This window comes from Microvirga arabica, assembly GCF_016811235.1.
Taxonomy (GTDB): Bacteria; Pseudomonadota; Alphaproteobacteria; order Rhizobiales; family Beijerinckiaceae; genus Microvirga; species Microvirga arabica.
Map to the genome: position 1 here is coordinate 40418 of NZ_JAFBID010000030.1, position 23127 is coordinate 63544.

Genomic DNA, 23127 nt, shown 5'->3' on the forward strand with positions numbered 1-23127 from the left:
GGGCTGCCTGAGACAGCGCCCTCACATTCGTTCAGCTCACCAAGTCCTTCACAGGATGCAGATTTGTGACAGCATCCGAGGCCATCTGATCAGGCTGATGTTGAAGGCGGCGATTCCCCGTCAATCGACGGATCAGGACATAGAAGACCGGTGTGAAGAACAGACCGAATGCCGTCACGCCTATCATGCCCGAGAACACGGCCACACCCATGGCAGCCCGCATTTCGGCCCCCGCCCCCGTCGATACCACCAGCGGCACGACGCCCATGATGAAGGCAAGCGATGTCATGAGGATCGGTCGCAGACGCAGACGGCTCGCCTCGATCGCCGCCTCAACGGGAGTGCGCCCCTCGAACTCGAGTTCACGGGCGAACTCCACGATCAGAATCGCGTTCTTCGCAGAGAGGCCGACCAGGACGATGAGCCCGATCTGAGTGAACACGTTGTTATCGCCCCCAGTCAGCCATACGCCAGCCAGAGCAGCAAACAGCGCCAGCGGCACGATCAGGATGATCGACACCGGAAGCGTCAGGCTCTCGTACTGCGCCGCCAGGACGAGGAAGACGAGCAGAATGGCAATTGGAAAGACCAGAATGCCGGAATTTCCTGCCAGAATTTCTTGATAGGTCAGCTCGGTCCACTCGGCCCTGAGTCCTTTCGGCAGGGTCTCGGTCGCAATCCGTTCGACTGCTGCTTGCGCCTGCCCCGATGAGTAACCCGGAGCCGCCTGTCCGTTGACGTCGGCCGAGAGGAACCCGTTGTATCGCATCGCCCGCTCCGGCCCTACGCTCGACTGGATGTTCAACAGAGCCTTCAGTGGGACCATCTCACCCGAACTGGAACGCACCTTCAGGAAGCCGATATCGCCAGCGCGGGACCGGAAGGAAGCATCTGCCTGCACACGCACCGAGTAAGTCCGCCCGAACTTGTTGAAGTCATTCACGTAGACCGAGCCGAGATAGATCTGGAGGGTGCTGAACACATCCGATACCGTAACCCCGAGCTGGCGCGCCTTGGCCCTGTCGATATCAGCGTAGAGCTGAGGGACGTTAATCGAATAACCCGAGAACAATCCAGCAAGCTCGGGCGCCGTTGCGGCCTTGGTCAAGAAGTCTTTCGTGGCCCGGTCGAGCGCTTCATAGCCGAGGCCAGCTGTATCCTCGATCTGAAGCTTGAAGCCGCCGATCGTACCCAGCCCCTGCACCGGCGGAGGAGGAAAGATCGCGGTCACAGCCTCTGTAATGGAGGCGAACTTCTGGTTCAGTTGACCTGCAATCGCTCCGGCGCTGAGACTCGGATTCCGACGATCCTCGAATGGCGCAAGTGTCAGGAACACAATGCCGGCGTTCGAGCTGTTGGTGAAGCCGTTGATCGACAGGCCTGGGAACGCGACCGCGTGCTCCACGCCCGGCTGTTTCAGGGCGATGTCGGTCATCTGCCGGATCACGTTCTCCGTTCGGTCGAGGGTCGCTGCATCCGGCAGCTGTGCAAAGCCCACCAGATACTGCTTGTCCTGCCCTGGAACGAAGCCGCTCGGAACCAGCTTGAACAGATAGCCTGTCGCACCCAGTAGAGCCACATACACGAACAGCATCAAGGCCTTCGTCGCGATCGCCCGCCTCACGCCAGTGCCATAGGCACCCGTTCCCCGATGGAAGACCGTGTTGAAGCGGCGGAATAGCCAGCCGAACAGCGTGTCCATGATCCGGGTGAGCCGATCCTTGGGCGCATGGTGATCGCGAAGGAGAAGGGCCGCCAAGGCAGGTGACAGGGTCAGCGAATTGATCGCCGAGATCACCGTTGAGATGGCAATGGTGACGGCGAACTGCTTGTAGAACTGCCCTGTCAGGCCGCTGATGAACGCAAGCGGTATGAACACTGCCACCAGCACCAGTGCGATGGCGATGATTGGTCCGGAGACTTCCTGCATGGCCCGATAGGTGGCCTGCCGGGGGCTCAGGCCTTTCTCGATGTTACGCTCCACGTTCTCGACGACTACAATGGCATCGTCGACCACGATGCCGATGGCGAGAACGAGCCCGAATAAGCTGAGGGCATTGATAGAAAACCCAAGGACCTGCAGGACTGCAAACGTGCCGACGATAGAGACCGGAACAGCCACAAGAGGAATGATGGACGCCCGCCAGGTCTGCAGGAACAGGATCACCACGAGCACCACCAGGAGCACGGCCTCGAGCAGTGTATGGACTACCGCGTTGATCGATGCGCGCACGAACTGGGTCGTGTCGTATACGATCTGGAAGTCGATACCGTCCGGCATGTTGGCCTTGATGTCCGCCATCTCGGCGCGAACCTTGTCGGCGATCTCGATGGCGTTCGACCCCGGCGCCTGGAGGACTGGAATGGCGACGGCCGGCTTGTTGTTCAGGAGAGACCTCAGAGCGTAGTCGGCCGCACCGAGTTCGATACGGGCGATGTCGCGCAGGCGTGTAATCTGCCCGTCGCCCCCAGTCTTGACGATGATGTCGCCGAACTGCTCCTCATCCTGAAGACGACCCTGGGCATTGATCGACAGCTGAAGATCGACCCCCAGCAGGCCGGGCGAAGCGCCGACCACGCCGGCGGCCGCCTGCACGTTCTGTGCGCGGATCTCGTTGACGACGTCGTTCGCAGAGAGACCGTGCTCGGCAATCTTCTGAGGGTCCAGCCAAACGCGCATGGAGTAGTCGCCCGATCCGAACAACTGGACCTGACCCACGCCCTGGATCCGAGCAAGACGATCCTTGACATTGAGCGCCGCATAGTTACGCAGATAAGTAACGTCGTAGCGGCTGTCGGGCGAGAGCAGGTGAACCACCATCATCAGGTCCGGCGAACTCTTGACGGTAGTAACGCCCAGACGACGCACTTCCTCGGGCAACCGGGGTTCGGCCTGCGAAACTCGGTTCTGCACGAGTTGCTGCGCCTTGTCCGGATCAGTACCGAGGGCGAAGGTCACGGTGAGCGTCAGTACGCCGTCGGTCGTCGCTTGGCTGCTCATGTAGAGCATGTCCTCGACCCCGTTCACGGCCTCCTCGATCGGAGCAGCCACGGTCTCGGAAATGACCTTCGGGTTCGCACCCGGATACTGCGCGCGAACGACTACCTGGGGCGGCACGACTTCAGGATATTCCGAGATTGGCAGAACGCGCAGGGCAAGCAATCCGACCACGAAGATGAGCACGGACAGAACCCCGGCAAAGACTGGACGGTCGATGAAGAAGCGGGAGATGTTCATGGCAGTGGCCTTCAAGCCTTTGGAATGCGATCAATTCGCCGCGGAAGCGGAAGAACTCCGTGTTTCGAGCGCGGCGGATGTTTCGGGCCCTTCGCTTTGCGGAGTGATCAGGGCGCCCGGGCGGACCTTCTGAAGACCGCCGATGATGATCCGTTCGCCGGGGTTAAGACCGCTGGTGACGATACGCCCTCCATCCACGGCTGCCCCGAGCTTGATTTCGCGGTAATTTGCCTTTTGAGCCGAATCGACGACGAGAACGTATTTCTTGTCCTGATCGACCCCAATGGCCCGCTCGGGCACGACCAGCGCGGGCGTTGTCTTGGCTTGGCCGAGCCGGAGGCGCGCGAACTGGCCCGGCATCAACCGATCGTTGCTGTTGTCGAACACCGCACGCACGCGGACCGTGCCGCTGGCGCCATTGACGGTATGGTCGATGAGCTGAAGCTTGCCGCGCTCGACCTTGGTGTCCGGTCCTGAGCGCATCTCGACGGGAACGCGGGCGAGATAGTCGCGCCGGTCACCCTTAGCGGGCAGAGACTCGAGCACCCGCTGCACCGCGTGTTCATCCGCATCGAAGCTCACATAGATTGGGTTGGTCGAGACGATCGTGGTCAGGACCGGCGCGCTGGATCCGCCATTAACGAGATTGCCTGCGGTCACCTCGATTCTCCCGACGCGTCCGTCGATCGGCGCACGCACCTCGGTGTAGGACATGTTGAGGCGCGCGGCCTTGGCGACTGCTTGTGCGGCACTGACGTTGGCCTCGGCCTCGCGAACGTTGTTCATCCGTGTGTCGAGGTCGCGTTGTGCGATGGTCTGGTTGGCGGTCATCTTCAGGCCACGCTCCAGCTCACTGCGGGCAAAGGCAAGATTGGTCTCGGCTGCGCGGACCTGAGCGTCAGCTTTCTCGACCTCTGCAATGTATGGCGCAGCATCAATCGTGAAGAGCAGGTCGCCCTTCCTGACCAGTGATCCCTCGCGAAAATGGATCGCCTCGATAGCGCCGGGAACCCTGGGCCGAAGATCTACCCGCTCGATCGCCTCAAGGCGGCCCGAGTACTCCTCCCACAGCGAAACGTCGCGACTGTCGACGGCGGCAACTGTTGCTGGCGTAGCGGACGGCGCCGACCCCGTGTCACTGCCGTGGGTGGCCGTGCTGCCGAGCGTAGACCAGAGAGAGATCCCGCCCAGAATCACGCTCACGGTACCGAGGGCGGTCAGGAGTTGGGTTTTCGAAATACTTGACATGGTGAAGCCGCTCATTCGGAGATTAGCCGACACCTGAAGTGCGCCGGTTTCGTACCGCCCGGTATAATACCAATCGGTACGTATTGAAAGAGGCGGTCTAGCTATTTTTGTATCGATTGGTACGCAAAGGAACAGTTAGAGCCTGCCGTAGCGACACCAATGTGTTCTGGCGCACATGGCCTCACCTTCTGCACCCCTCAGACGCAGGGTAGCCAAGACAGGATGGCAAATGGAAATCTTCATGATGGGTAGCGCTGCCAGCTCAAAGCTCAGCGGTGTACGCTGGGACCTCCGGCGGTGCAGTTCGTTCACTGACCGGAACGTCCGTTATTCCTATCCAAAGCGGATGTTCCACCACCTTCCAGCTAGTGCCAATCTGAGAACTTCAGGGCGTGGAGACTGTTGCACCCTCTATTCCGTCAATTGCTTGCGATACGAATTTGGACAATGCCGCAGTTAAAACGAGTTGCATAGCGCGGACGCACCAACTTTCGATGCAACTCATTACTCCCGCGTCCAGGCGCTTTTCGGTACTTGAGTTGCTCGCAGTTCGGTGCGGCGGGTTCGGCCCATTCTCGGTCCTGACCCTGCTATGGGCCTTTGCGGATAGGCAGAGGCCGATCCTGCTGCTACCGGGCTCAAGGCTCCCCTCTCCTGCTGGACGGTCCTCGGAATTCCTGCCACGCTGACGCTTCCGGCTCCGGCCGGACCAACCGAGAGCGTCGCCATCGCCTCAGGCGAAGCCGCCAGTGGAGAACAGACTCATGATCCGAAACCGCGTCCTCATCCCCGCCTCGATCATCCTTGCAGCCCTATCTACGCCCACCTTGGCTGCTTCCCTACGCTACGCCAACCAAGGCGATCTGAAGTCCCTGGACCCCTATACGCTCAACGAGACCACCACGAACGCCCACCTGGGACATGTCTACGAGGGTCTGACGCGGCGCGGGAAGGACCTCGCGGTTAAGCCGGCGCTGGCGGAGCGCTGGGAGATCAGCGACGACGGCCTGACCTGGCGCTTCTTTCTGCGCAAAGGCGTCAAGTTCCACAATGGCAACGACTTCAATGCGGAAGACGTTATCTTCTCGGCCACTCGGGTGCGGGCGCAGGGCTCAAACTTTACGACTCGCGTGCCGACCACTGCCGAGTTCGTCAAGGTTGACGACCACACGATTGACGTGAAGCTCAAATCTCCGAACCCGATCCTGAATTCCCAGTGGGACACCTGGTACATCATGGACAAGGAATGGGCGGAGGCGAACAACGCCACTGCTCCAACGCCGGCGGCCGCCACCACGCCGAGCTTCTCTTCGTTGAATGCGAACGGCACTGGGCCGTTCAGGATCGAAAGTCATCAGGCTGGCATCAAGACGGTTTTCAAGCCGAACCCAGGTTGGTGGGACAAGCCGGAGCACAATCTCGATGAGATCGTCTTTACGCCCATCGCGAGTGACGCCACCCGCGTCGCCGCTCTCCTGTCGGGCGAGGTTGATGTCATCGAACCGGTCCCAGTGCAGGATATCGCTCGGGTCAATTCTTCTCCTAATGCTCAAGTGCTCACAGGGCCGGAGCTCCGGACGATCTTCATCAACATGGATTCGGCCCGCGATGAGCTTCTGTTCTCGAACGTAAAGGGCAAAAACCCATTCAAGGACGTGCGAGTTCGGGAGGCCTTCTTCAAGGCGATCGATATCAATCTCATCCGCGACCGCGTCATGCGCGGACTGTCGACCCCTTCAGCCCTGATGATCGCGCCGGAGCTATTTGTCCACTCGAAGGACTTCGAGCGTCCGAAATACGACCTCGAAGGTGCCAAGAAGCTCCTGGCTGATGCGGGTTATCCGAATGGCTTCGAAGTCGGCATGGACTGCCCGAACGACCGCTACGTCAACGACGAGGCGATCTGTCAGGCCGTCGTCAGCATGCTGGCGCGGGCTGGCGTGAAGGTGAACCTGACAGCGCAGCCGAAGGCCCTCTATTTTGGCAAAGCTGGCAAGTCGGGAGGCTACACCACCTCGGTTTCGCTGCTTGGCTGGACCCCTGGCACCTTCGACAGCCACAATGTCCTCTATGACGTCATGGGCTGCCGCGACGCTCCCGGATCAAGCAGGGGCGAGACCAATTACGGCGGGTACTGCAACAAGGATCTTGATGCAGTGACCGATCAGATCCTGGTCGAAACGGATCCGGAGAAGCGCAATCAACTGATCAAGAGGGCCTTCGAGATTGCCACCAAAGACTATGGCCATATCCCGCTGCACCAGCAGGCCCTCGCCTGGGGCGTGTCGAAAAAGGTCAAGCTCGTCCAGCGCGCCGACAACCAGCTCCTGTTCTACTGGGCGAAGAAGGACTAGGGATCCGCGGATAATCGTATTGTCACCCTATGTCAGCGCGGCGGGTCGGCACATGCTAGTGCCTTCATGAACACGCAGCCGTCCTTGGCCAATCCTAGGTCTAGGACGGTCCTTTCCGTTGTACGGCTAGCGTATTGCCAAACAGGTTTTGAACCGGAGCCATACCTATCAGCTTGAAGGATCTCTGAGTCGGCCGCGAGCGCTCTGGCGCAGACCTGGGATCGGAGCACTGTCTATCTTCACGACAACAGTCTGGTACGGGTCACCCAGGGAAGTCTTCTCGCCTTCAAGAATGTCCGAAGATCCCTGCCTGAGCAGGCCTCCCGTTGCAGGCCCTTGATACCATCGAAGCTCGGGCTATCCGCGCCTTGCACTAGATCCGATGGTCTGGCGACACAGATGGTATCACCGGGCTCTGCTCGACAGTCCTGTCACTCGCCAAAGGCTGGGCAGGGAGGCTGGTTTGACCAGTTGCAAGGCGTTGCTCCAGAGCAGTAACCTGCCGCGCCAAGTTGTCGATCGCTGCTTTGAGAGCCAGGACGTCGGCTGCATCCGGGATGGTCGACACCGTAGCTGCCGTCCGGGGATCAGCCGGCTCGATCCGACTTTGAATGGGTTCATCAATGAAGGAAGGCTCGTGCCTTCTCTTGCGGGGTGACACAACGCGACGAAACGCCTGCCAGATTAGCCAGAGCACACACGCGGCCAAGAAGAGGCTGAGCAACGCCGCCGGCAGACTATCGAACATGGTTGTCATCCCTGTATGTACTGCTGGAGGTATCAGGTAATGCCATAGCAAATCTCATCGTTCTGGCAACTAGGCCATCGGGCCTGTCACAACAGAGTGGGAGCGTATGCCGAATATTCTATGTATCGTTCCTTAGCCAAAGATAGGTAAACGCTCATGTTCTCCTCTCCCCTGCTGCTCGGAGCGATTGCCATTGAAGGCTATGCCGTTCTTGCGGTGGAACTCCTTGCCATCCGCCAGCTCACCCCTTACGTGGGCAACGCGACCGACACCATCGCCATCGTCATTGCGGCGGTTCTGCTGCCGCTTGCCTTTGGCTACGAGGCGGGCGGGCGGGCGAGCTTTGCGCCCGGCGATGAGTCCGGCGTGCGCCGGCAGCTCACACGAAACCTGCTGATCGCCGCCCTGATCCTCAGCTTCGGGCTGGCCCATCCATTCCTGGCCGCCTTCTTTCAGATCCTCGACACCCTCGGTCTCACGCACCGTCTACTCCAGGCCGCCATTCACACCTCGCTGTTCCTGGTCTATCCGGTCTACCTCTTGGGCCAGACCATACCATTGGTCGCCTATTGCTCCACCGGAGCCAACCTGCCCCGATCCACGGGTCTGATGCTCTTCCTGTCTACCCTAGGCTCGTTTCTGGGTTCAGTGGTCTCAACGCTTGTGTTCATGACCTTTTTTGGCGTCCATATCACGGTGGCGCTGACGCTCGGGGTTCTGGTAGCGCTCGCCACCCTCATCGGCTGGCAGATGGAGGGTCGCAACAAGCTGGCTCTCACAGCCGGTGCGCTTGGGCTCTACATCATTGCCATCAACAGCCCCGCCGCGGTCAGGGCTTATGGCATCGTCAGCAACAATCTCTACAGCGAGGTGAGAATCGTCACCAATCCGGCCGAGAACAGCCGCCTCCTGGTCATCAACAACAGCCCTTCCTCGAAGATTGCGGCCCATCCCGAGCATCGCTTCGCCTACCTGAAGTTCATCGAGAAGGAGGTTCTCAGGCGGCTCGCCGTGGATCAGCCCCATCGCATTCTGGTGATCGGAGCCGGAGGGTTCACCATCGGTCTGGAGGACCGCTTCCATGCCTACACCTATGTCGACATCGATTCTGCCCTGCGAGAGGTGAGCGAAGAGCACTTCTTGCGCCAGCCACTATCCCCGAACAAGACCTTCGTGCCGGAATCCGCCCGGGCGTTCCTGCGCCGCAACACCCAGACCTATGATGTCGTCGTGCTGGATGCCTTCACCAACCGGATCAGCCTGCCGCCGGACCTGATCACCCGCGAGGCGTTTGGGGCCGTCAGGCAAGCCGTGGCGCCCAGTGGCCAAGTGATCATGAACATCATCACTTCGCCAAGCTTTGCCGATCGGTTCAGCCGCAGCATCGACGCCACAATCCGCAGCGTATTCCCCTTCGTCAGCCGTCAAGTTCTGCCCGAGACGAGGACGGGTAGTGTCGCGAGCGTGCTCTATCTTACGGGTCGAACTGGGGGCGAGCCACACGACATTTACACAGACGACCGGAACCGCTCCTTTTTGGACTATTAGCTCTCACGATCACCTCGGCCATGGGTGTGTCACGTAAACGTGCGGGGACCGCAGCAAGCCCTGCTTCACCGGCTTCAGGCGAGAACGCCTGCCGCGGCTTCCCACGCTGCCAGGGCTTGGAGGCGGTGAAGGTGGGTAGCAAGGGCAGACCGATGGGAGCGGAGCGGGACGAAGAGATTGCGCATGGCCGAGAAGACAGAGGTGAACCGCTGTAGGCCTCCTGCTGATCGGAAGCCCTGCATCATGCGCTCCCGCTTTCGCAGCGGGAGATGCGAGTTCTCGGCCCTGTTATTCAGCCCCTTATGCGAGCGATGCTCAACCGCCGGTATGATTTGGCGCCGGGCGGCCGCATAGGAGCCGAGCTTATCCGTGATCATCCGTTGCGGTGGGCGGCCATGCCTCTTCAACAGACGCTTCAGCAAGCGTTTGGCCGCCTTGGTGTCGCGCCGCGTCTGGACGATCTCATCGAGCACATAGCCATCCTGATCAACCGCCCGTCACAACCAGTGTTTCTGGCCAAAGATCGTGACCACGACTTCGTCGAGATGCCAAATATCGCGACAGTTTGGTCTCTTGCGCCTGAGGCGGTGAGCATAGTCTGGCTCAAACTTCAAAGCCCAGCGGCAGACCGTCTCGTAGGAGACGAGAATACCGCGCTTGAGCAGCATCTCCTCGACCAGCTGCAGGCTCAGCGGAAACCGGAAGTACAACCACACAGCATGGGCGATGATCTCGGGTGGAAAGCGGTGACGTTTGTAGCTGACGGACTTGATCATGCCAGCCCATCTACACGCCTATCGCTCATACTCAGGTTAATGTGACATCACCTCCGATATTGCATTCGGCTATGGCTTTAACGATTTCTCCTGGTTTTATCGCTGCTACCGGGAGAGATGGAGCAAAATTCCGGGGGACACCCGAGCACGCACGGCGAGAGAAAACTGAGATCACCCGAAATTTTCGTGCATAGGCCGCCGTGAGCATAACGCCGCGCCGTTTTCCGCAACCGTGTTTAGATGCATCCATTTAATGCAGGTGAAACTGCATCACCTGAGCTGAAACGACGAGATCGACCGCTGCTCTAAGTTCATCCTCATCGAACTCGAAGTAGTCACCGCTGTCGAGAACCGCATCACTCTCATGAGAATAGATCTCTATGCGGAAGCGTGGTGCCTGAGGCGGGACTTCGCCCAGCAAGGCTTCCGTCATGCGGATCTCGAGAGTGCCAAAACGCGCAACAATTTGTGTCCGCAGCCCATTGGGCTGATCGAGCGTACAGACAAGACGGACATATGCTCGGATGATCTCTTCTTCAATCCGGTTGTGGCAGATCGCTGCCAGCCGCGCTCCGGCCGTTCGGTCGATTGTTTGAGTCATTGTTTTCTCACTCTCTCGGTATCCTGTCAGCATGTTCTAGCGCTGGGCGATCTGCCGCGGCTCGGTATGGTCGATGTGGATCACGCCGTTGTTGCCATAGCTGCTGACGCCAGCGACCTCGGGGTATGAGCGCAGGTATGCGACAACGGCCTGCCGGTTTCCCTTGACCTTAAAGTCCACGGCCTGACAGGCGCCATGCAGCTCGTGGCGCACGCTGCCGCGGCTGTGATTGTCTGTGTGCAGCTCGGTCGTGGACACCAGCTTCACCGCGCCAAAGCGCGCCTCTACCTTTTTCAGCACGGAGCGCAGGCCAGCGGGCAGGCAGTCGGTTGGCGCTGCGGGTACTCCAGCAGACGCCACTTGAGCAACAGGAGCAGATTCCGACACCAGTTTAGCCGGGGCGGCTGTGCTCGCCGCCTGCTCTGTGCTTGGGAGCGGCGGCGGATCCACCCAGACGCGGCGAGGGCTGGAGGCATTCGCCGCAACAGCATTTGGCTTGATGAACTTGCCTGGTTTGACCTAGGACGCCGCTGAAGCCTGCACGGTCTCCCGCTCCGCGTGGGCGGGAGCGGCCTGAAGGAGCAAGGCTCCTCCGCTCACCGCCGTGCCCAACAACAAGGCACTGAGAACACGAGCCGCGGTCTCGACCCTATCCGGCGGCTCCGCAGGCCTGAAATAGCTTGCAGGTCGAGGCTTGCGGTTGCACGTGGTGAAGATCCGGTTAATGGCATCAGTCACATTCGTGCACGATGCGGGACACGACCTTGCCCTGTGACGCGCGATGCTTCTGCACTTCGAGGTAGCAGTTCTCGGCCAGTTCGAGGCCCTGTACATCTTGCAGGCTCTCCTCGCCATCATGGTTCTCCACGGCAGCCATCTGCATCGATGCCTCAGCTTTGGCGCCCGTCTGAGGCGCTGCAAAAGCTGCATGGCTGATCACGAGGGTGGCTCCGATGAAGAAAACAGCGAAGCCTCTCAGGAAAGGAGCGGGGATGCGGATCATGGCAGGCTCTCAGGAACGTGGGGGCGAAGGCCTGCCGTGGTGAGCAGGTTAAACATCATTAACGTGCAATAGAATGCCGCGCAACTATACTAACGGGCTATTCAGTGGTACGTTAAAGAACATCTTTGCACTAGGAGTTTGCCTTGGCCAAACCGCAGCCGCTCGTGCCCGACACCGTTGAAGACAGCCTCAAGCTCGACCGGCAGCTTTGTTTTGCAGCCTATTCCGTGTCGCAGGCGTTCAACCGCGTGTACAAGCCGGGGCTGGACCAAATCGGCCTCACCTACCCGCAGTACCTTGTGCTCTTGGTGCTGTGGGAGCAGGACGACCAGATGATGAAGCACATCGGCGAGCGGCTTCATCTCGACTCGGGCACGTTGACCCCGCTGCTCAAGCGGCTGGAAGTTGCTGGCATTGTGCGCCGCCAGCGGGATCCGCAGGATGAGCGTCAGGTGAGGATTATCCTGACGCCTAAGGGCCACAGCCTCAGGGAGCAGGCCGCCAAGGCCCGGCACAACGTGGTCTGCGCCAGTGGCCGCTCCGCGCAGGAGATTCAGGCGCTCAGGGATGAGCTCATCCGCCTGCGCGACAGCCTCAACAGCTTTCTGGAGTAGACTATCCAGCCCCAACAGCCCCCTGAGGGTACAAGGCGACAGAATGGGAACAGGCGCCTCTGGCCACCCCTGCTTTCCTGATGGACGAGCCCACGATCTATACAGGCCCAAGTTCGTGAAACGAAGCAGAGCCTCATTGCACCTTTTGCACTCAGACTGCGCTGGTCATCTGCGACAGGTTGGCCTTGAACGAATGATCCATATACAATTGCGCGCCACTCATTTACACACAATAGAAAGGTGAGGAAACCAGGTCTGGAGGCGCGTAGGCGCACAAGCGTTAAACCCCAAGCCTCTCCGCCGGAACAGGTTCTCGCCCTGCAAACCTGAGATTTCTGGAGTGGACTATGCAACGCTTTTACTTCGACTTGGCCGACGGGAGTGACGTCTCGCGCGATGAGGAGGGCACAACCTTCAATGATCTCGAACAGGCCAAGAATGCCGCTGCCATAAGCCTGCTTGAGATCATGAGATCTCGAAAGTTGAACGGTGATGCGTCCGAGTTAGGGTTCCTGGTCCGGGATGCCTCTGACATGGCTGCCTTTGCGGTGAGGCTGTCACTCCAAGTTACCAACAAGGATGCGGTCCTCGGTTCCGCTCCCGTGGAGCATGCTGTGCCAAGCCTTTGCCTTGAGCCCGGCCTACATTCGCACTGACACCTTAACCCTCCTTAGATTTGGTCAGTGGAAGAACTCCTTGGGATGGGGAGCACCATCACCGGCACCATCAGGTTAACGCGACGGTGACTGGATGTGGGCATAAGCGAGGGTATGAAACCGACCTGCCCTTCGCGGGGAATGTTGCATTAACCTTGGCGGTATAGGGAGGGGCGGCTATGTGAGGAGCCGTCCTGTTGTCTCTGTTCAAGCGCCGTCGCTTTCCGGTCACGATCATCCTTCTATGCGTGCGCTGGTACTGCAAGTACGGCATCAGCTACCGCGATCTCGCCGAAATGATGCAGGAGCGTGGTGTCGCCGTTGATCCATCCACGATCTTCCGTTGGGTTCAGCGCTATGCGCCAGAGATCGAGAAGCGAATCCGGCTCTACCAGGGACCTCGCTCAGGCTCCTGGAGAGTGGACGAGACCTACGTGTGTGTAGCAGGCAAGTGGAAATACTTGTTTCGCGCAGTCGACAAGCACGGTCGGTTAATTGCCTTCATGCTGTCCGATCGCCGGAATACCAACGCCGCCTATCGTTTCCTGCGTAAAGCCATAAGGGCAATGAGCCACTATCCACCGTCCTCCATCACGACGGATAAGCTGGCGTCGTATCCCAGGGCAATCCTGCGCCTGCAGAGCGAAGGTTTGTTGTCGAAGGATGTCAAGCAACGCACCTCGAAATATCTGAATAACATCATTGAGGCGGATCATGGCGCGCTCAAGCGCGTGATCTGTCCGACCCGCGGCTTTCAAACGATGAAAACCGCCGTTGCGACCCTAACGGGTTTTGAGATCATGCGCATGATCCGCCGCGGTCATTGCATCGGACGGGGGGCGTCGAGCCACAGGCGAAATCCGTCTCGTCAATCGGCTCTTCGGTCTTGCGGCCCAAGCGGCCCGTTAAACTGGGTCCGTTATGCCCTTTTCAAGTTACTGCAACGGTGCCCGGGGAGTGCCATTTCCCGACCTTAGGTGCCTTCGAGCCTAGGGCGCACACCTACCATCGCCTGACTTCCCCCCATGACTCACGGCCGATGCGCCAGCGAACCGGATTGGCCTGTTGCCTAATCCTTTGGATCAGCTCCGGGCATGGCTGACGGTCAAGACGGCAACCCTCCGGCCTATGTCAGTTGTTCGTGTTGATCACCTGCCGCTCATCCGCTTGGGGCGCGGTCATCTGTCGAATGGCGTTGATGATGGTGTCAGGCCGATAGGGCTTGGCAAAAAACGCCACCCTGTCCGATAGGTCGTCAGGATTAGGTCGGGCGCGCCCCGAGGTGACGACCACCCCAACCCCTGACCAGCGCTCCTGGACCACCCGGGTCAGCTCCAAGCCGTTCATCGAGCCCGCCGGCATTTCGATGTCCGTGACCACCGCCTGGATATCGGGTCGCGCCTGGAGGACGGCCAAAGCTTCATCAGCATGGGCAGCTTCGAAGACTTTGAATCCAGCTTCATCCAGGAAGTCGGTCATGAACATACGTACAAGGGTCTCGTCCTCCACAACGAGGACGACTCTGCGGAGATCAGCATCAGGCATTGGCAAACAATCAATGAAACACTCAACGAACTCTTGGTGGGAGGTAATGCAGCTTTGTTTCTGCCACCAGTGACCAGCCGCCGCAGTCGTCATGTGCGCGGCCAGCACTTGGCCACGCTGGCGTTTTGCAAGTGGAGTTAACGCTTACGCCTGCGGCGGTTGAGGACAAGGGCGACGATCGCAAACAGGATTGCACCTCCTGCTGCGAAGGCAGCCATTTCCGGGATGAAGTGGTGGAGCACTGTTCCGGGAGCGTACTGTGGGTGATCCTGCGACAGGTGGTACGCTGTGGTCACGAGGACGCCAATCACGCTCCCAATCACAATAGCGATGGGAACATTCGACGGCTCCGGTGATGGAGATCTCTGGCTCATGAGTGCCTCAGGTATACACAGGCATGCCAATCCGCTCGTCGCGCCGCCGCAGCCACGCGATCGCCGGAATGCTCAACAGCACCATCCAGGCTTTGCCGATGGTCTGCGGCAGCAGGAACTCAAGGCTGCCAAACGCCAGGGACAGAAACACTGCGCTGTCGATGACCAAGCCCACAAGGCTGCTCGCCACGACTGCCAAGACGAGGCCCCGCTTCTGCAACGGCGTGTAGACGCCCAGGTCCGCCAGTTCGGACAGCAGGAAGGCTGCGGTCGAGGCGACAATCAGCGATGGAGGAGCAAACACTGCCGAGAGGATTGCCCCAAGGCCAATGGCGGCTAAGGCCCAGTATCGTCCCAGCCGCCGCTGCACCAGATCGCGCAGCACAAGGGCAAGGCCGACCACCAGCACGCCGCTGGGAGCCGCAATCCCTGGGGCCACGGGGATCAGGCAGGGACCTTCCGGAACGCAGACGGTGCCGACGTTGCTAACGAGCCAGTTGGCGGCTGGGATACAGGCGGTAAAACCCGCGAGGACTGCCAAGCCCTCAATGCGGCGGCGGAGATCAGGGATCACGTATGTACCTTTCAGGAGATTGATGCTTTGTCGCCGAATCTAAGAAGGCTGTTTGGCCCAGTGCTTACAGCAGGCACTGATCCAATCGTCTGGATCTTCGTACGACGTCGGATCGATCTGGCCGGCAGCGTGAAAGGCCCTGCGCCGCTCAACGCAGGCGCCGCAGCGTCCGTGGTGGCGCTGCCATAGTCTAAGGAGACGCAACGCGTGAGGGTTTGCTCAGCCGCAACCTTGTGCGCAAGCGCGACGGAGTCTAGTCCGCCGGAACAGATGACGAGGGTCTTCACCAGGGCTCCTTGTTTTGACCGGGTAGGCTGCGACCGGATCGGCTCACGTGCCGACGAACGTAGGTGGACGAAACAGATGAATGCGGGGCCTCAACAGGCACTCACCCCATCAGCGTCTCCGGCATAAGGACCAAGGCGGGTGCGCCTGTCAACGAGAATACATTCCGCTCCATACTTCACCCAAGCCACACCTCCGTTTGGAAGCAATCATCGGCCAAGCTCGCGACAGAACCGCGCCGAGACCATCAGCCGCTGGATAGCGTCATCTCCTTGACCCCAGAAGAATGGGCGCTGATATGGCGAATGTATTTTGGTCGGGTAGTTTTAGCGTAAGAGTGGTGAATGTTGGGTTGTGGTCGACGCCAAAAGAGTTCCCGCGAGAAGATCCTCGACGCGGCTGCGGAGCTTGTGAGCGAGATTGGTGCGGGACGGCTGACGCTGGACGCCGTCGCTGAGAAGGCAGGCGTCAGCAAGGGCGGGCTTCTCTACAATTTCCGCACGAAAGAAGCGCTGCTTCAGGCCATGGTCCAGCGGCTCGTCGACGAGGTCTCGGCCGAGCGCGAGGCACTTCGAGAACAGGCGGAGCCTGGGCGCAATCTGGAGGCGCGCCTGTGCACGGCAGCACTGCTCAAGCTGCGCCAGGGCGGAATGAGGGATGTCGCCAATGGCATGCTGGCGGCTTCAGCCGAGAACCCGCGCCTGCTTGATCCTGTGCGCGAGGTCATCAGGGCGACCCTGGAAAACCTGAAAGCCACGTCGGATGATCTGGACGCGGCGCTGGTAGGCTGGCTGGCCATTGAGGGCCTGAACAGCTTCGAAATGCACGACCTCAGCCCCTTCTCGGAGGAGGAGCATGAGCGGGTCGTCCAAGCGGTCAACCGCCTGCTGCGGAAGGGAATTGCTTAATATGGAGCACTGTTGATCCCAGAAGGTCGGGTTGCAGTTACCAGGAGGGTAACACCCGGTGATCCCCCGCATTTGGCCATGCGCTGACAGGAGCGGGATGGCACTACAGTGACACCTCCCAGTCGTAAAGGGTTCGGCACGCGGCTGATTGAGCGGATGCTCGCTAACGAACTGTCCGGGAAGGTTGATCTGGCCTTTGAGCCGACGGGCGTGGTCTGCTTCGTGAGGGCACCATTGGCGAGGGCGACCTTCCTTCAGCCGAAAAGGACAGGCAAGGCTCGCCTGATGGCCTGCGGATGTCAGACAATGGCGTGTGGCTGCCAGGACCAGTGAGCTTGACCCCACGAGTTGCGCGGGATGTCTAGGTTGGAGGGGCGGCTGCGCGCTTCCGGTGACGAGATCAGCAAGGATTGTGAACCGGCACAGGACTAGGCTCTTCATCACCACGCAAGAGTCACTCCGCGGAAGGAGTGAAAGAGACAAAAAACACAGCGGCTTGGTCAGTCAGGAGTGAGGTCACCCTCCAGACCCTGTGAGGAGTCGGTCGTACGCCCATGCCCATAATTAGACTTAAGTCGCCTCGGACCCTGGACCTCAGTCCGTATTGCACGCTTTGCCGGCTCAACCACTATCAAGCCGTGACGACTTCGGGCTGAGGTCGAATGCGAGCAAGGGGCGGGGGAGGCAACAATGGTCCTGGAGAGGCACTGTCACAGCGAGGCGCAGTTTCCGCGCTGCTGGGCGAAGCTCACGGATACTGACCGGATGGACAGCCGGTGTGAGACGGCCGTGGCCCTGCTGGCCCGCTCTCGCGCACCGCTCAGGATCACCAGGCCGGCGCCCGAACCGATCTGGAAGGCCCCCGCAACGTGGGACTACACCGGCTATTTCGACGCCGCCATCGCGCGGCTGAAGGCCGAGCGGCGCTATCGCTCCTTCGTCGATCTCGAACGCATGGCCGGCAGCTTTCCCAGCGCAATCTGGCACTCCCCGGACGGTCCGCGCCCCATCACGGTCTGGTGCTCCAACGATTATCTCGGCATGGGCCAGAACCGGGACGTGACCCGCGCCATGGTGGAGACGGCCTGGCGCCTCGGCACCGGGGCCGGGGGCACGCGCAACATCTCGGGTAACAGCCACCCCATCGTCGAGCTCGAGGCCGAGCTGGCCGACCTGCACGGCAAGGAGGCGGCCCTGGTCTTCACTTCGGGCTATGTGTCGAACCAGACCGGCATCTCGACCCTCGCCCGACTGATCCCCAACTGCCTGATCCTGTCGGATGCGCTCAACCACAACTCCATGATCGAGGGCGTGCGCCAGTCCGGCTGCGACAAGGCGATCTTCCGCCACAACGATCTCGAACACCTGGAGGAGTTGCTCCAGGCCGCCGGCGACAGGCCCAAGCTGATCGTGTTCGAGAGCGTCTATTCCATGGACGGGGACGTGGCGCCGATCCGCCAGATCTGCGACCTTGCCGAGCGCTACGGTGCCATGACCTATATCGACGAGGTCCATGCGGTGGGCATGTACGGCCCCCGTGGCGCAGGCCTCGCGGAGCGTCTCGGCGTGATGCACCGGATCGACGTGATCGAGGGCACGCTGGGCAAAGCCTTCGGCGTCATGGGCGGTTACATCGCGGGCGCGGCTTCCGTCATCGACGCGGTGCGCAGCTATGCCCCGGGCTTCATCTTCAGCACGGCCCTGCCCCCAGCCGTGGCCGCCGCCGCAACAGCGTCCGTTCGCCATCTCAAGGTCTCGCGGGCCGAGCGTCAGGGACAGCAATGCCAGGTGGCCCAGGTCAAGGACGCGTTCCTTCGCGCCGACCTGCCGATGCTGGCAACGCCGACGCACATCGTGCCAGTGATGGTGGGGGATGCACAAGCCTGCAAGGCGGCGTCCGACCGCCTGCTGGAGAAGCACAGCATCTATATTCAGCCGATCAACTACCCCACCGTGCCCCGCGGCACGGAGCGCCTGCGCATCACCCCGGGCCCCCTGCACACCAGCGCGCATATCGAGGCGCTGACGCAGGCTCTCATTGAGACATGGAAGGCGCTCAACCTGCCGTTCAGCGGCTTGGTGCTTGACGCGGACGAGCCTGCGCCAACAGCTCGGCAGATGGGGCGCAGACAGTGATCCGCAGTGCTCTTCTCCTGTTCACAACATTATGCGCGGGTGGCCTCTGGTACGTGTTGGCAGGCGCGGAAGGACAGGCCTCGGCTCGGATCCCACCGGCGAAGGCACCAGAAAACTCAACTCTGACTTCTGAGGCTCCAGCATCAGTTCAGACCTCACTCTCGCAGAGGAGCCCGCCCCCGGTCGCCGTGATCACCGCACCTGTCCGAACAAAGGCAATGCCGATCACGCGGACCAGCATCGGCTGGATCGAACCAACCGCGCGCGTCACTGTGAGGGCCCGCATCGACGGCACCATTGTCGAGCGGCACATCCATGATGGTGCAGAAGTTGCAGCCGGAGATCTGCTGTTCCGCCTCGATGATCGGGAGCTCCAAGCGCAGATCGCTCGCGGTGAGGCAGCCCTGACCCGCGACCGAGCTGTGCTGGCCAAAGCGCAGGCGGCGCTCAGGCGAACCCAGGAGTTGCTATCCCGATCCGTCGCCACCCAGGCCCAAGCCGAAGAGGCCGCCGCCGAAGTCAGGATCGCAGCCGCCAATGTTGCAGCAAGCGAAGCCACCCTGGCGATCGATCGGGCCAGGCTGGGGCACACCCGGATCACCGCTCCGATCAGCGGACGTGCAGGCGTCGTGCAGGGCGGCGAAGGCCATGTTGTGCGCGGCTCCGATTTGTCTGGGGATGGGCTGGTCACCATCACACGGATGTCGCCCTTGCAGGTCTCCTTCTCCCTGCCAGAGCGAGATCTCCCGTTGCTGCGCGCGGCTCTTGCAGATCCCAAGGACCAAGGCCGCGTGGGGATTTTTGCAGGTCAAGATAGCCAGCCCTCAGTAGAGGCGGATTTGACCTTCATCGACTCGTCGGTCGATGTCGGTTCAGGCACCATTCTCGCCAAGGCCACCCTGAAGGCCAGCGACAGCTTGTGGCCAGGTCAATATGTTCGCGTTGAACTGACGCTCGGCGCACATCCAGAGGCGTCCGCCGTTCCTCTGATTGCGCTGCAGACAGGGCAGAACGGATCTCATGTCTTCGTCGTCGGGCCAGGAGACATCGTCGAGGTGCGTCAGGTTCAGCCCCTCGCCGCAAACCATGACACGGCCGTCATCGCCAAAGGCCTCACCCCCGGCGAGCGCGTGGTGGTCGAAGGTCAGGCTCGCCTGCGGCAGGGCAGCTTGATTGTGGAGACAGCCTTGGCTCCGCCACCTCTTGTGCAGGGAGCTCGCACCGCCGATATCGGGCCTACGCGGCAATGAATGTCTCGGCGCCCTTCATCAGACGACCTGTTGCCATACTCCTGTTGACCGCAGCCCTGACGCTCGCCGGGCTTGCGGCCTACCGGCACCTTCCTGTCGCCGCCCTGCCCCGCATTGATATCCCCACCATTTCCGTCTCGACATCACTGCCGGGTGCCAGCCCCGAGACCATGACGAACACCGTTTCGACACCGTTGATCAAGGAGTTCTCAACGATCCCGTCGGTTCGGGAGATCAGCACCACCAACGTTCAGGGTGCGTCCTCGATCACTCTCGAGTTTGCGCTGGAGCGCGACATCGATCTGGCGGCGGCGGACGTCCAAGCCGCCATCGCGCGTGCGCAGCCACAGCTGCCGGCCGAGATGAGGGGCTCGCCTGTCTACCGCAAGCTCAACCCGTCGGATGCTCCGGTCGTGCTGATCGTCCTGCGAAGCGACACGTACCCCCCCCCCCGCAACTCGACGCGCTCGTTCGCACCGTGATCTCCCCACGCTTGTCTGCAATCGCCGGTGTCGCTCAGGTCACGATCTCAGGCAGCCAGAAGTATGCGGTGCGAATCCAGCTTGACCCGCTGACCCTGGCAGCCCGCGGCATCGGCGTAGACGAGGTGGAGCGTGCCGTCCGCACTGCCAATGCGCATACCCCCGTCGGTTCCCTCGCGAGATCAGACCAGCGGCTCACCATCGACGTGTCGACCCAACTCGGTGACGCACAGGCCTGGCGCGATCTCATCATCGCGAACCGGAATGGGCGACCGCTTCGCCTCGGCGACGTCGCCAAGGTAATTGACTCCGTTGAGGATAATCAGCGCGCCAGCAGGTATAATGGCTCACCCGCGCTAGTTCTGGCGGTGCAGCGCCGGCCCGATGCCAGCACAATCGACGTGGTCGACAAGGTTCGGGCAGCCCTGCCCCGCATCCGGGAGGAGCTCGGGCCTGGGGTATCCCTCACCACGATGAATGACCGCTCTCATCCGATTCGCACGGCCATCGAGGACGTTAGCTTCACCCTGGTGCTCACCATCGGTCTTGTCTGTGCCGTTCTTTATCTTGGCATCGGCCGTCTTGCCACGACCCTGATCCCGAGCGTCACCATTCCGGTCTCGCTTGTGGCCACGTTTGCGGCCATGTACGCGCTCGGCTTGTCCCTGGACAACATCACCCTGCTGGCTCTGACCCTCTCGGTCGGCCTCGTGGTCGATGACGCCATCGTGGTGACCGACAACATCGTACGTCACATCGAGGCTGGAGACGCGCCCTACGAGGCAGCCCTGAAGGGAGCGAAGGAGGTTGCCTTCACGGTCATATCGATCACCGCATCCCTCATCGCGGCATTCATCCCGCTGCTGCTGATGGACGGCGTGGTCGGGCGCATCCTCAGCCCGTTCGCCATCACGGTCTCGGTCTCGCTGGCGATCTCCGCTCTGGTCTCCTTAAGCCTGACGCCGATGCTCGCCGCCCGCCTGCCCAACCCCAGGCAGCGGGAAGCCGGGCACGCCAGCCTGGCGGATCGCGCGATGTCAGGGCTGACACGCGGCTATGGCGTATGCCTGGACATGAGCCTGCGGTTCCGCCCGCTGATGCTGATCCTGTTCCTCATCAGCCTTGTCGCCTCCGGCTGGCTGTTCCGAGCCATACCGAAGGGTTTCCTGCCGCAGGAGGATGTTGGGCAGATCATGATCTCGACCCGCGCGCGCCAAGATGTGTCCTTCGCGGCGATGGTCGAGCTACAGCGTCAGGTCGAGCAGGTGCTGCGCGCCTCACCCCATGTGGCCGAAGTGGTCTCAGAAATTGGAGCGACGGTCAGCACAAGCCTCAACGAGGGGCGCCTGTTTGTAGAGTTGAAAGCCAAGGCTGATCGGTCGCCACTTGCGCAGGTGCTGACGGATCTCCGTCGGGATCTGGATCAACTGGCCGGCGTCGAGAGCCTTGTCACCCCGGCCCAGAATGCCCGGATGGGCAGCCAGTCTGGCCGGAGCGCGTACCAGCTTACGGTGCAGGCCCAGTCTCTTGCCGAGTTGGAGCACTGGTCGGCACGGCTGGCTCACCGGATGAGCCAGGATGCCATGTTCATTGGCGTTACAAGCAATGCGCACGAGACGGCCTTGCAGGCCACCCTCGACGTCGATCATGACAAGGCCCGCCAGCTCGGGATCACGGCCGAGCAGCTGCGCGAGACCCTGCACACCGGCTTCGCCACCCGGCAGGCAGCAACGATCCATGGCAGCGCGGACAGCCATCAGGTTCTGATCGAGTTCGACCCACGCCTTGCCCGGGCAATCGATCCACTCGACCTCGTGACCATTCGCTCGGCAAGCGGCGCTCTGATCCCGCTCTCATCCTTCGCCACGATTGAGCGAACGGCCGGTCCACGCTCCATCAGCCAACTGGGACAGCGGCCAGTCGCGACGATCTCCTTCGACACGCCGGTCGGAATTGCTCGTCAAATCCAGTTGCCACGCGAATGGACTGAAGGGTAAGGCTCATGCGGTAGCCTGCTCAGTCTCCAGGTGCAGGTAGGTCGGGTCGAACTCGCCCACCTGCTTCAACTTCTCCCAATCGGGAATGTTCAGCCGGTCACCGCTCAGCTCGATCAGGCCCTCGGCCCGCATCTGCTGCAGCACCCGGTTGACGTGCACCGTGGTGAAGCCGAGCGCATCGGCGAACTCGCCCTGGGTGATCGGCAGGTCGCAGGCATGGCCCTCAACCAGACCCGCAGCCCGCAGGCGCACCAGCCGCTCGCACAGCACATGGGCCATGCGGCTCACGCCTTCGCGCCGGCCGACATTCAACACCCATTCCCGGTAAACCGAGGCGTCGATCAGGGTCTCGCGCCAGAACGCGGCGGTGATGCGGGGGTAATGGGTGCAGATGTTGCGCAGCCGGCTGAGTGGGGCATCAGCACAATAGACTTCGGTTACTACCAAACTTTGCGGTTGCGTCCACGAATGATGACAGAAGGAAAGAGCGTCAGGGAACCTAGTGGAACGGTCTAAGAGGTCGTCTCGGGAATGACCTTGGTCAGGCTGCCGGTGGCTGGGAAGAGCGGGATAAGGCAGGCTTGAAGGGCGTGGTAGAGGTCCGGCTTGCCGGTGAACACGGTCGCGCTGGGCGTCAAATCCTCGTTTAGCTCAGGCCGCCAGCCGCCATGCCGATGGTCGATCAGGTGGCGGTCTGTGAAGCCCCATAGGGTGCGGTACCATTGCTCGTGGAAGTCGCTCGGGCTGTGCTCAGCGAGAAACGCCGCTGCGCCGATCGCCTCCGCGCAAG

General features: G+C 61.1%; 19 protein-coding genes and 3 pseudogenes. 10 read left to right on the forward strand and 12 right to left on the reverse strand.

Annotated features, from left to right (window positions below; translation table 11 throughout):
• Positions 1 to 31 precede the first annotated feature (31 nt).
• Positions 32 to 3238, reverse strand: a complete 3207-nt coding sequence (locus JQC81_RS16160) for an efflux RND transporter permease subunit (RefSeq protein ID WP_203272827.1) — start codon at positions 3236 to 3238, stop codon at positions 32 to 34.
• A gap of 30 nt (positions 3239 to 3268) precedes the next feature.
• The gene (locus tag JQC81_RS16165) at positions 3269 to 4486 is read right to left on the reverse strand and encodes an efflux RND transporter periplasmic adaptor subunit (RefSeq protein WP_203272828.1); all 1218 of its coding nucleotides are present in this window, start codon (positions 4484 to 4486) and stop codon (positions 3269 to 3271) included.
• Between the two features lie 764 nt (positions 4487 to 5250).
• Between JQC81_RS16165 and JQC81_RS16170 the strand changes: the two genes are divergently transcribed.
• Both JQC81_RS16170 and JQC81_RS16175 read left to right on the forward strand, forming a co-directional pair.
• Positions 5251 to 6840, forward strand: coding sequence for an ABC transporter substrate-binding protein (locus tag JQC81_RS16170; RefSeq protein WP_203272829.1), 1590 nt, complete (start codon positions 5251 to 5253; stop codon positions 6838 to 6840).
• A gap of 904 nt (positions 6841 to 7744) precedes the next feature.
• The gene (locus tag JQC81_RS16175; protein ID WP_203272830.1) at positions 7745 to 9136 is read left to right on the forward strand and encodes a fused MFS/spermidine synthase; all 1392 of its coding nucleotides are present in this window, start codon (positions 7745 to 7747) and stop codon (positions 9134 to 9136) included.
• 74 nt (positions 9137 to 9210) lie between these two features.
• Here the strand turns inward: JQC81_RS16175 and JQC81_RS16180 are convergent.
• The 4 genes and pseudogenes from JQC81_RS16180 to JQC81_RS16195 all read right to left on the reverse strand — a co-directional run bounded on the left by JQC81_RS16180 (position 9211) and on the right by JQC81_RS16195 (position 11516).
• A pseudogene (locus tag JQC81_RS16180) lies at positions 9211 to 9912 on the reverse strand (IS6 family transposase).
• A 250-nt stretch (positions 9913 to 10162) separates the two neighbouring features.
• Positions 10163 to 10546, reverse strand: a complete 384-nt coding sequence (locus JQC81_RS16185; RefSeq protein ID WP_203272831.1) for a hypothetical protein — start codon at positions 10544 to 10546, stop codon at positions 10163 to 10165.
• 3 nt (positions 10547 to 10549) lie between these two features.
• Positions 10550 to 10900, reverse strand: coding sequence for a D-Ala-D-Ala carboxypeptidase family metallohydrolase (locus JQC81_RS16190; protein WP_203272832.1), 351 nt, complete (start codon positions 10898 to 10900; stop codon positions 10550 to 10552).
• Between the two features lie 343 nt (positions 10901 to 11243).
• Positions 11244 to 11516: a hypothetical protein gene (locus JQC81_RS16195; protein WP_203272833.1), complete on the reverse strand. Its 273-nt coding sequence runs from the start codon at positions 11514 to 11516 to the stop codon at positions 11244 to 11246.
• A gap of 143 nt (positions 11517 to 11659) precedes the next feature.
• On the opposite strand from JQC81_RS16195, the gene JQC81_RS16200 reads away from it, so the two are divergent.
• The 3 genes and pseudogenes from JQC81_RS16200 (at position 11660) to JQC81_RS16210 (ending at position 13695) form a co-directional block, all read left to right on the forward strand.
• Positions 11660 to 12130 (forward strand): MarR family winged helix-turn-helix transcriptional regulator, encoded by a 471-nt coding sequence (locus JQC81_RS16200; RefSeq protein WP_210347186.1) that lies wholly within the window; start codon positions 11660 to 11662, stop codon positions 12128 to 12130.
• Positions 12131 to 12477: 347 nt separating this feature from the next.
• On the forward strand, positions 12478 to 12786 hold the full coding sequence (locus JQC81_RS16205) for a DUF6894 family protein (protein WP_203272834.1): 309 nt from the start codon (positions 12478 to 12480) through the stop codon (positions 12784 to 12786).
• Positions 12787 to 12983: 197 nt separating this feature from the next.
• Positions 12984 to 13695, forward strand: a pseudogene (locus JQC81_RS16210) (IS6 family transposase).
• A 222-nt stretch (positions 13696 to 13917) separates the two neighbouring features.
• Here the strand turns inward: JQC81_RS16210 and JQC81_RS16215 are convergent.
• From JQC81_RS16215 to JQC81_RS33195, 4 genes and pseudogenes are all read right to left on the reverse strand, one after another.
• A complete protein-coding gene (locus JQC81_RS16215; protein WP_312887532.1) occupies positions 13918 to 14424 on the reverse strand; it encodes a response regulator in 507 nt (168 codons plus the stop codon).
• Positions 14425 to 14468: 44 nt separating this feature from the next.
• On the reverse strand, positions 14469 to 14705 hold the full coding sequence (locus JQC81_RS16220) for a hypothetical protein (RefSeq protein WP_203272835.1): 237 nt from the start codon (positions 14703 to 14705) through the stop codon (positions 14469 to 14471).
• A 7-nt stretch (positions 14706 to 14712) separates the two neighbouring features.
• Positions 14713 to 15279 (reverse strand): VUT family protein, encoded by a 567-nt coding sequence (locus tag JQC81_RS16225; RefSeq protein WP_203272836.1) that lies wholly within the window; start codon positions 15277 to 15279, stop codon positions 14713 to 14715.
• Between the two features lie 182 nt (positions 15280 to 15461).
• Positions 15462 to 15566 (reverse strand): annotated as a pseudogene (locus JQC81_RS33195) (7-cyano-7-deazaguanine synthase QueC); the annotation flags it as partial.
• A gap of 342 nt (positions 15567 to 15908) precedes the next feature.
• On the opposite strand from JQC81_RS33195, the gene JQC81_RS16235 reads away from it, so the two are divergent.
• The 5 genes from JQC81_RS16235 (at position 15909) to JQC81_RS16255 (ending at position 22337) form a co-directional block, all read left to right on the forward strand.
• Positions 15909 to 16472 carry a TetR/AcrR family transcriptional regulator gene (locus JQC81_RS16235; RefSeq protein WP_203272837.1) on the forward strand — a complete coding sequence of 188 codons (564 nt, stop codon included), beginning with the start codon at positions 15909 to 15911 and terminating at the stop codon, positions 16470 to 16472.
• Positions 16473 to 17237: 765 nt separating this feature from the next.
• Positions 17238 to 18608, forward strand: a complete 1371-nt coding sequence (gene hemA / locus JQC81_RS16240) for a 5-aminolevulinate synthase (RefSeq protein WP_203272847.1) — start codon at positions 17238 to 17240, stop codon at positions 18606 to 18608.
• A 188-nt stretch (positions 18609 to 18796) separates the two neighbouring features.
• Positions 18797 to 19858 carry an efflux RND transporter periplasmic adaptor subunit gene (locus tag JQC81_RS16245; protein ID WP_312887533.1) on the forward strand — a complete coding sequence of 354 codons (1062 nt, stop codon included), beginning with the start codon at positions 18797 to 18799 and terminating at the stop codon, positions 19856 to 19858.
• Positions 19855 to 20340, forward strand: coding sequence for an efflux RND transporter permease subunit (locus JQC81_RS33880; RefSeq protein WP_281400286.1), 486 nt, complete (start codon positions 19855 to 19857; stop codon positions 20338 to 20340). Before JQC81_RS16245 ends, JQC81_RS33880 begins: the two co-directional genes overlap by 4 nt.
• 11 nt (positions 20341 to 20351) lie before the next feature.
• On the forward strand, positions 20352 to 22337 hold the full coding sequence (locus JQC81_RS16255; protein WP_281400287.1) for an efflux RND transporter permease subunit: 1986 nt from the start codon (positions 20352 to 20354) through the stop codon (positions 22335 to 22337).
• A 3-nt stretch (positions 22338 to 22340) separates the two neighbouring features.
• Here the strand turns inward: JQC81_RS16255 and JQC81_RS16260 are convergent, their stop codons facing one another.
• Together JQC81_RS16260 and JQC81_RS16265 are read right to left on the reverse strand one after the other, a co-directional pair.
• A complete protein-coding gene (locus JQC81_RS16260; RefSeq protein ID WP_246520464.1) occupies positions 22341 to 22784 on the reverse strand; it encodes a Crp/Fnr family transcriptional regulator in 444 nt (147 codons plus the stop codon).
• Between the two features lie 65 nt (positions 22785 to 22849).
• Positions 22850 to 23127 (reverse strand): AGE family epimerase/isomerase (locus JQC81_RS16265; protein ID WP_203272841.1); only part of this gene is annotated, 278 nt, incomplete at its 5' end.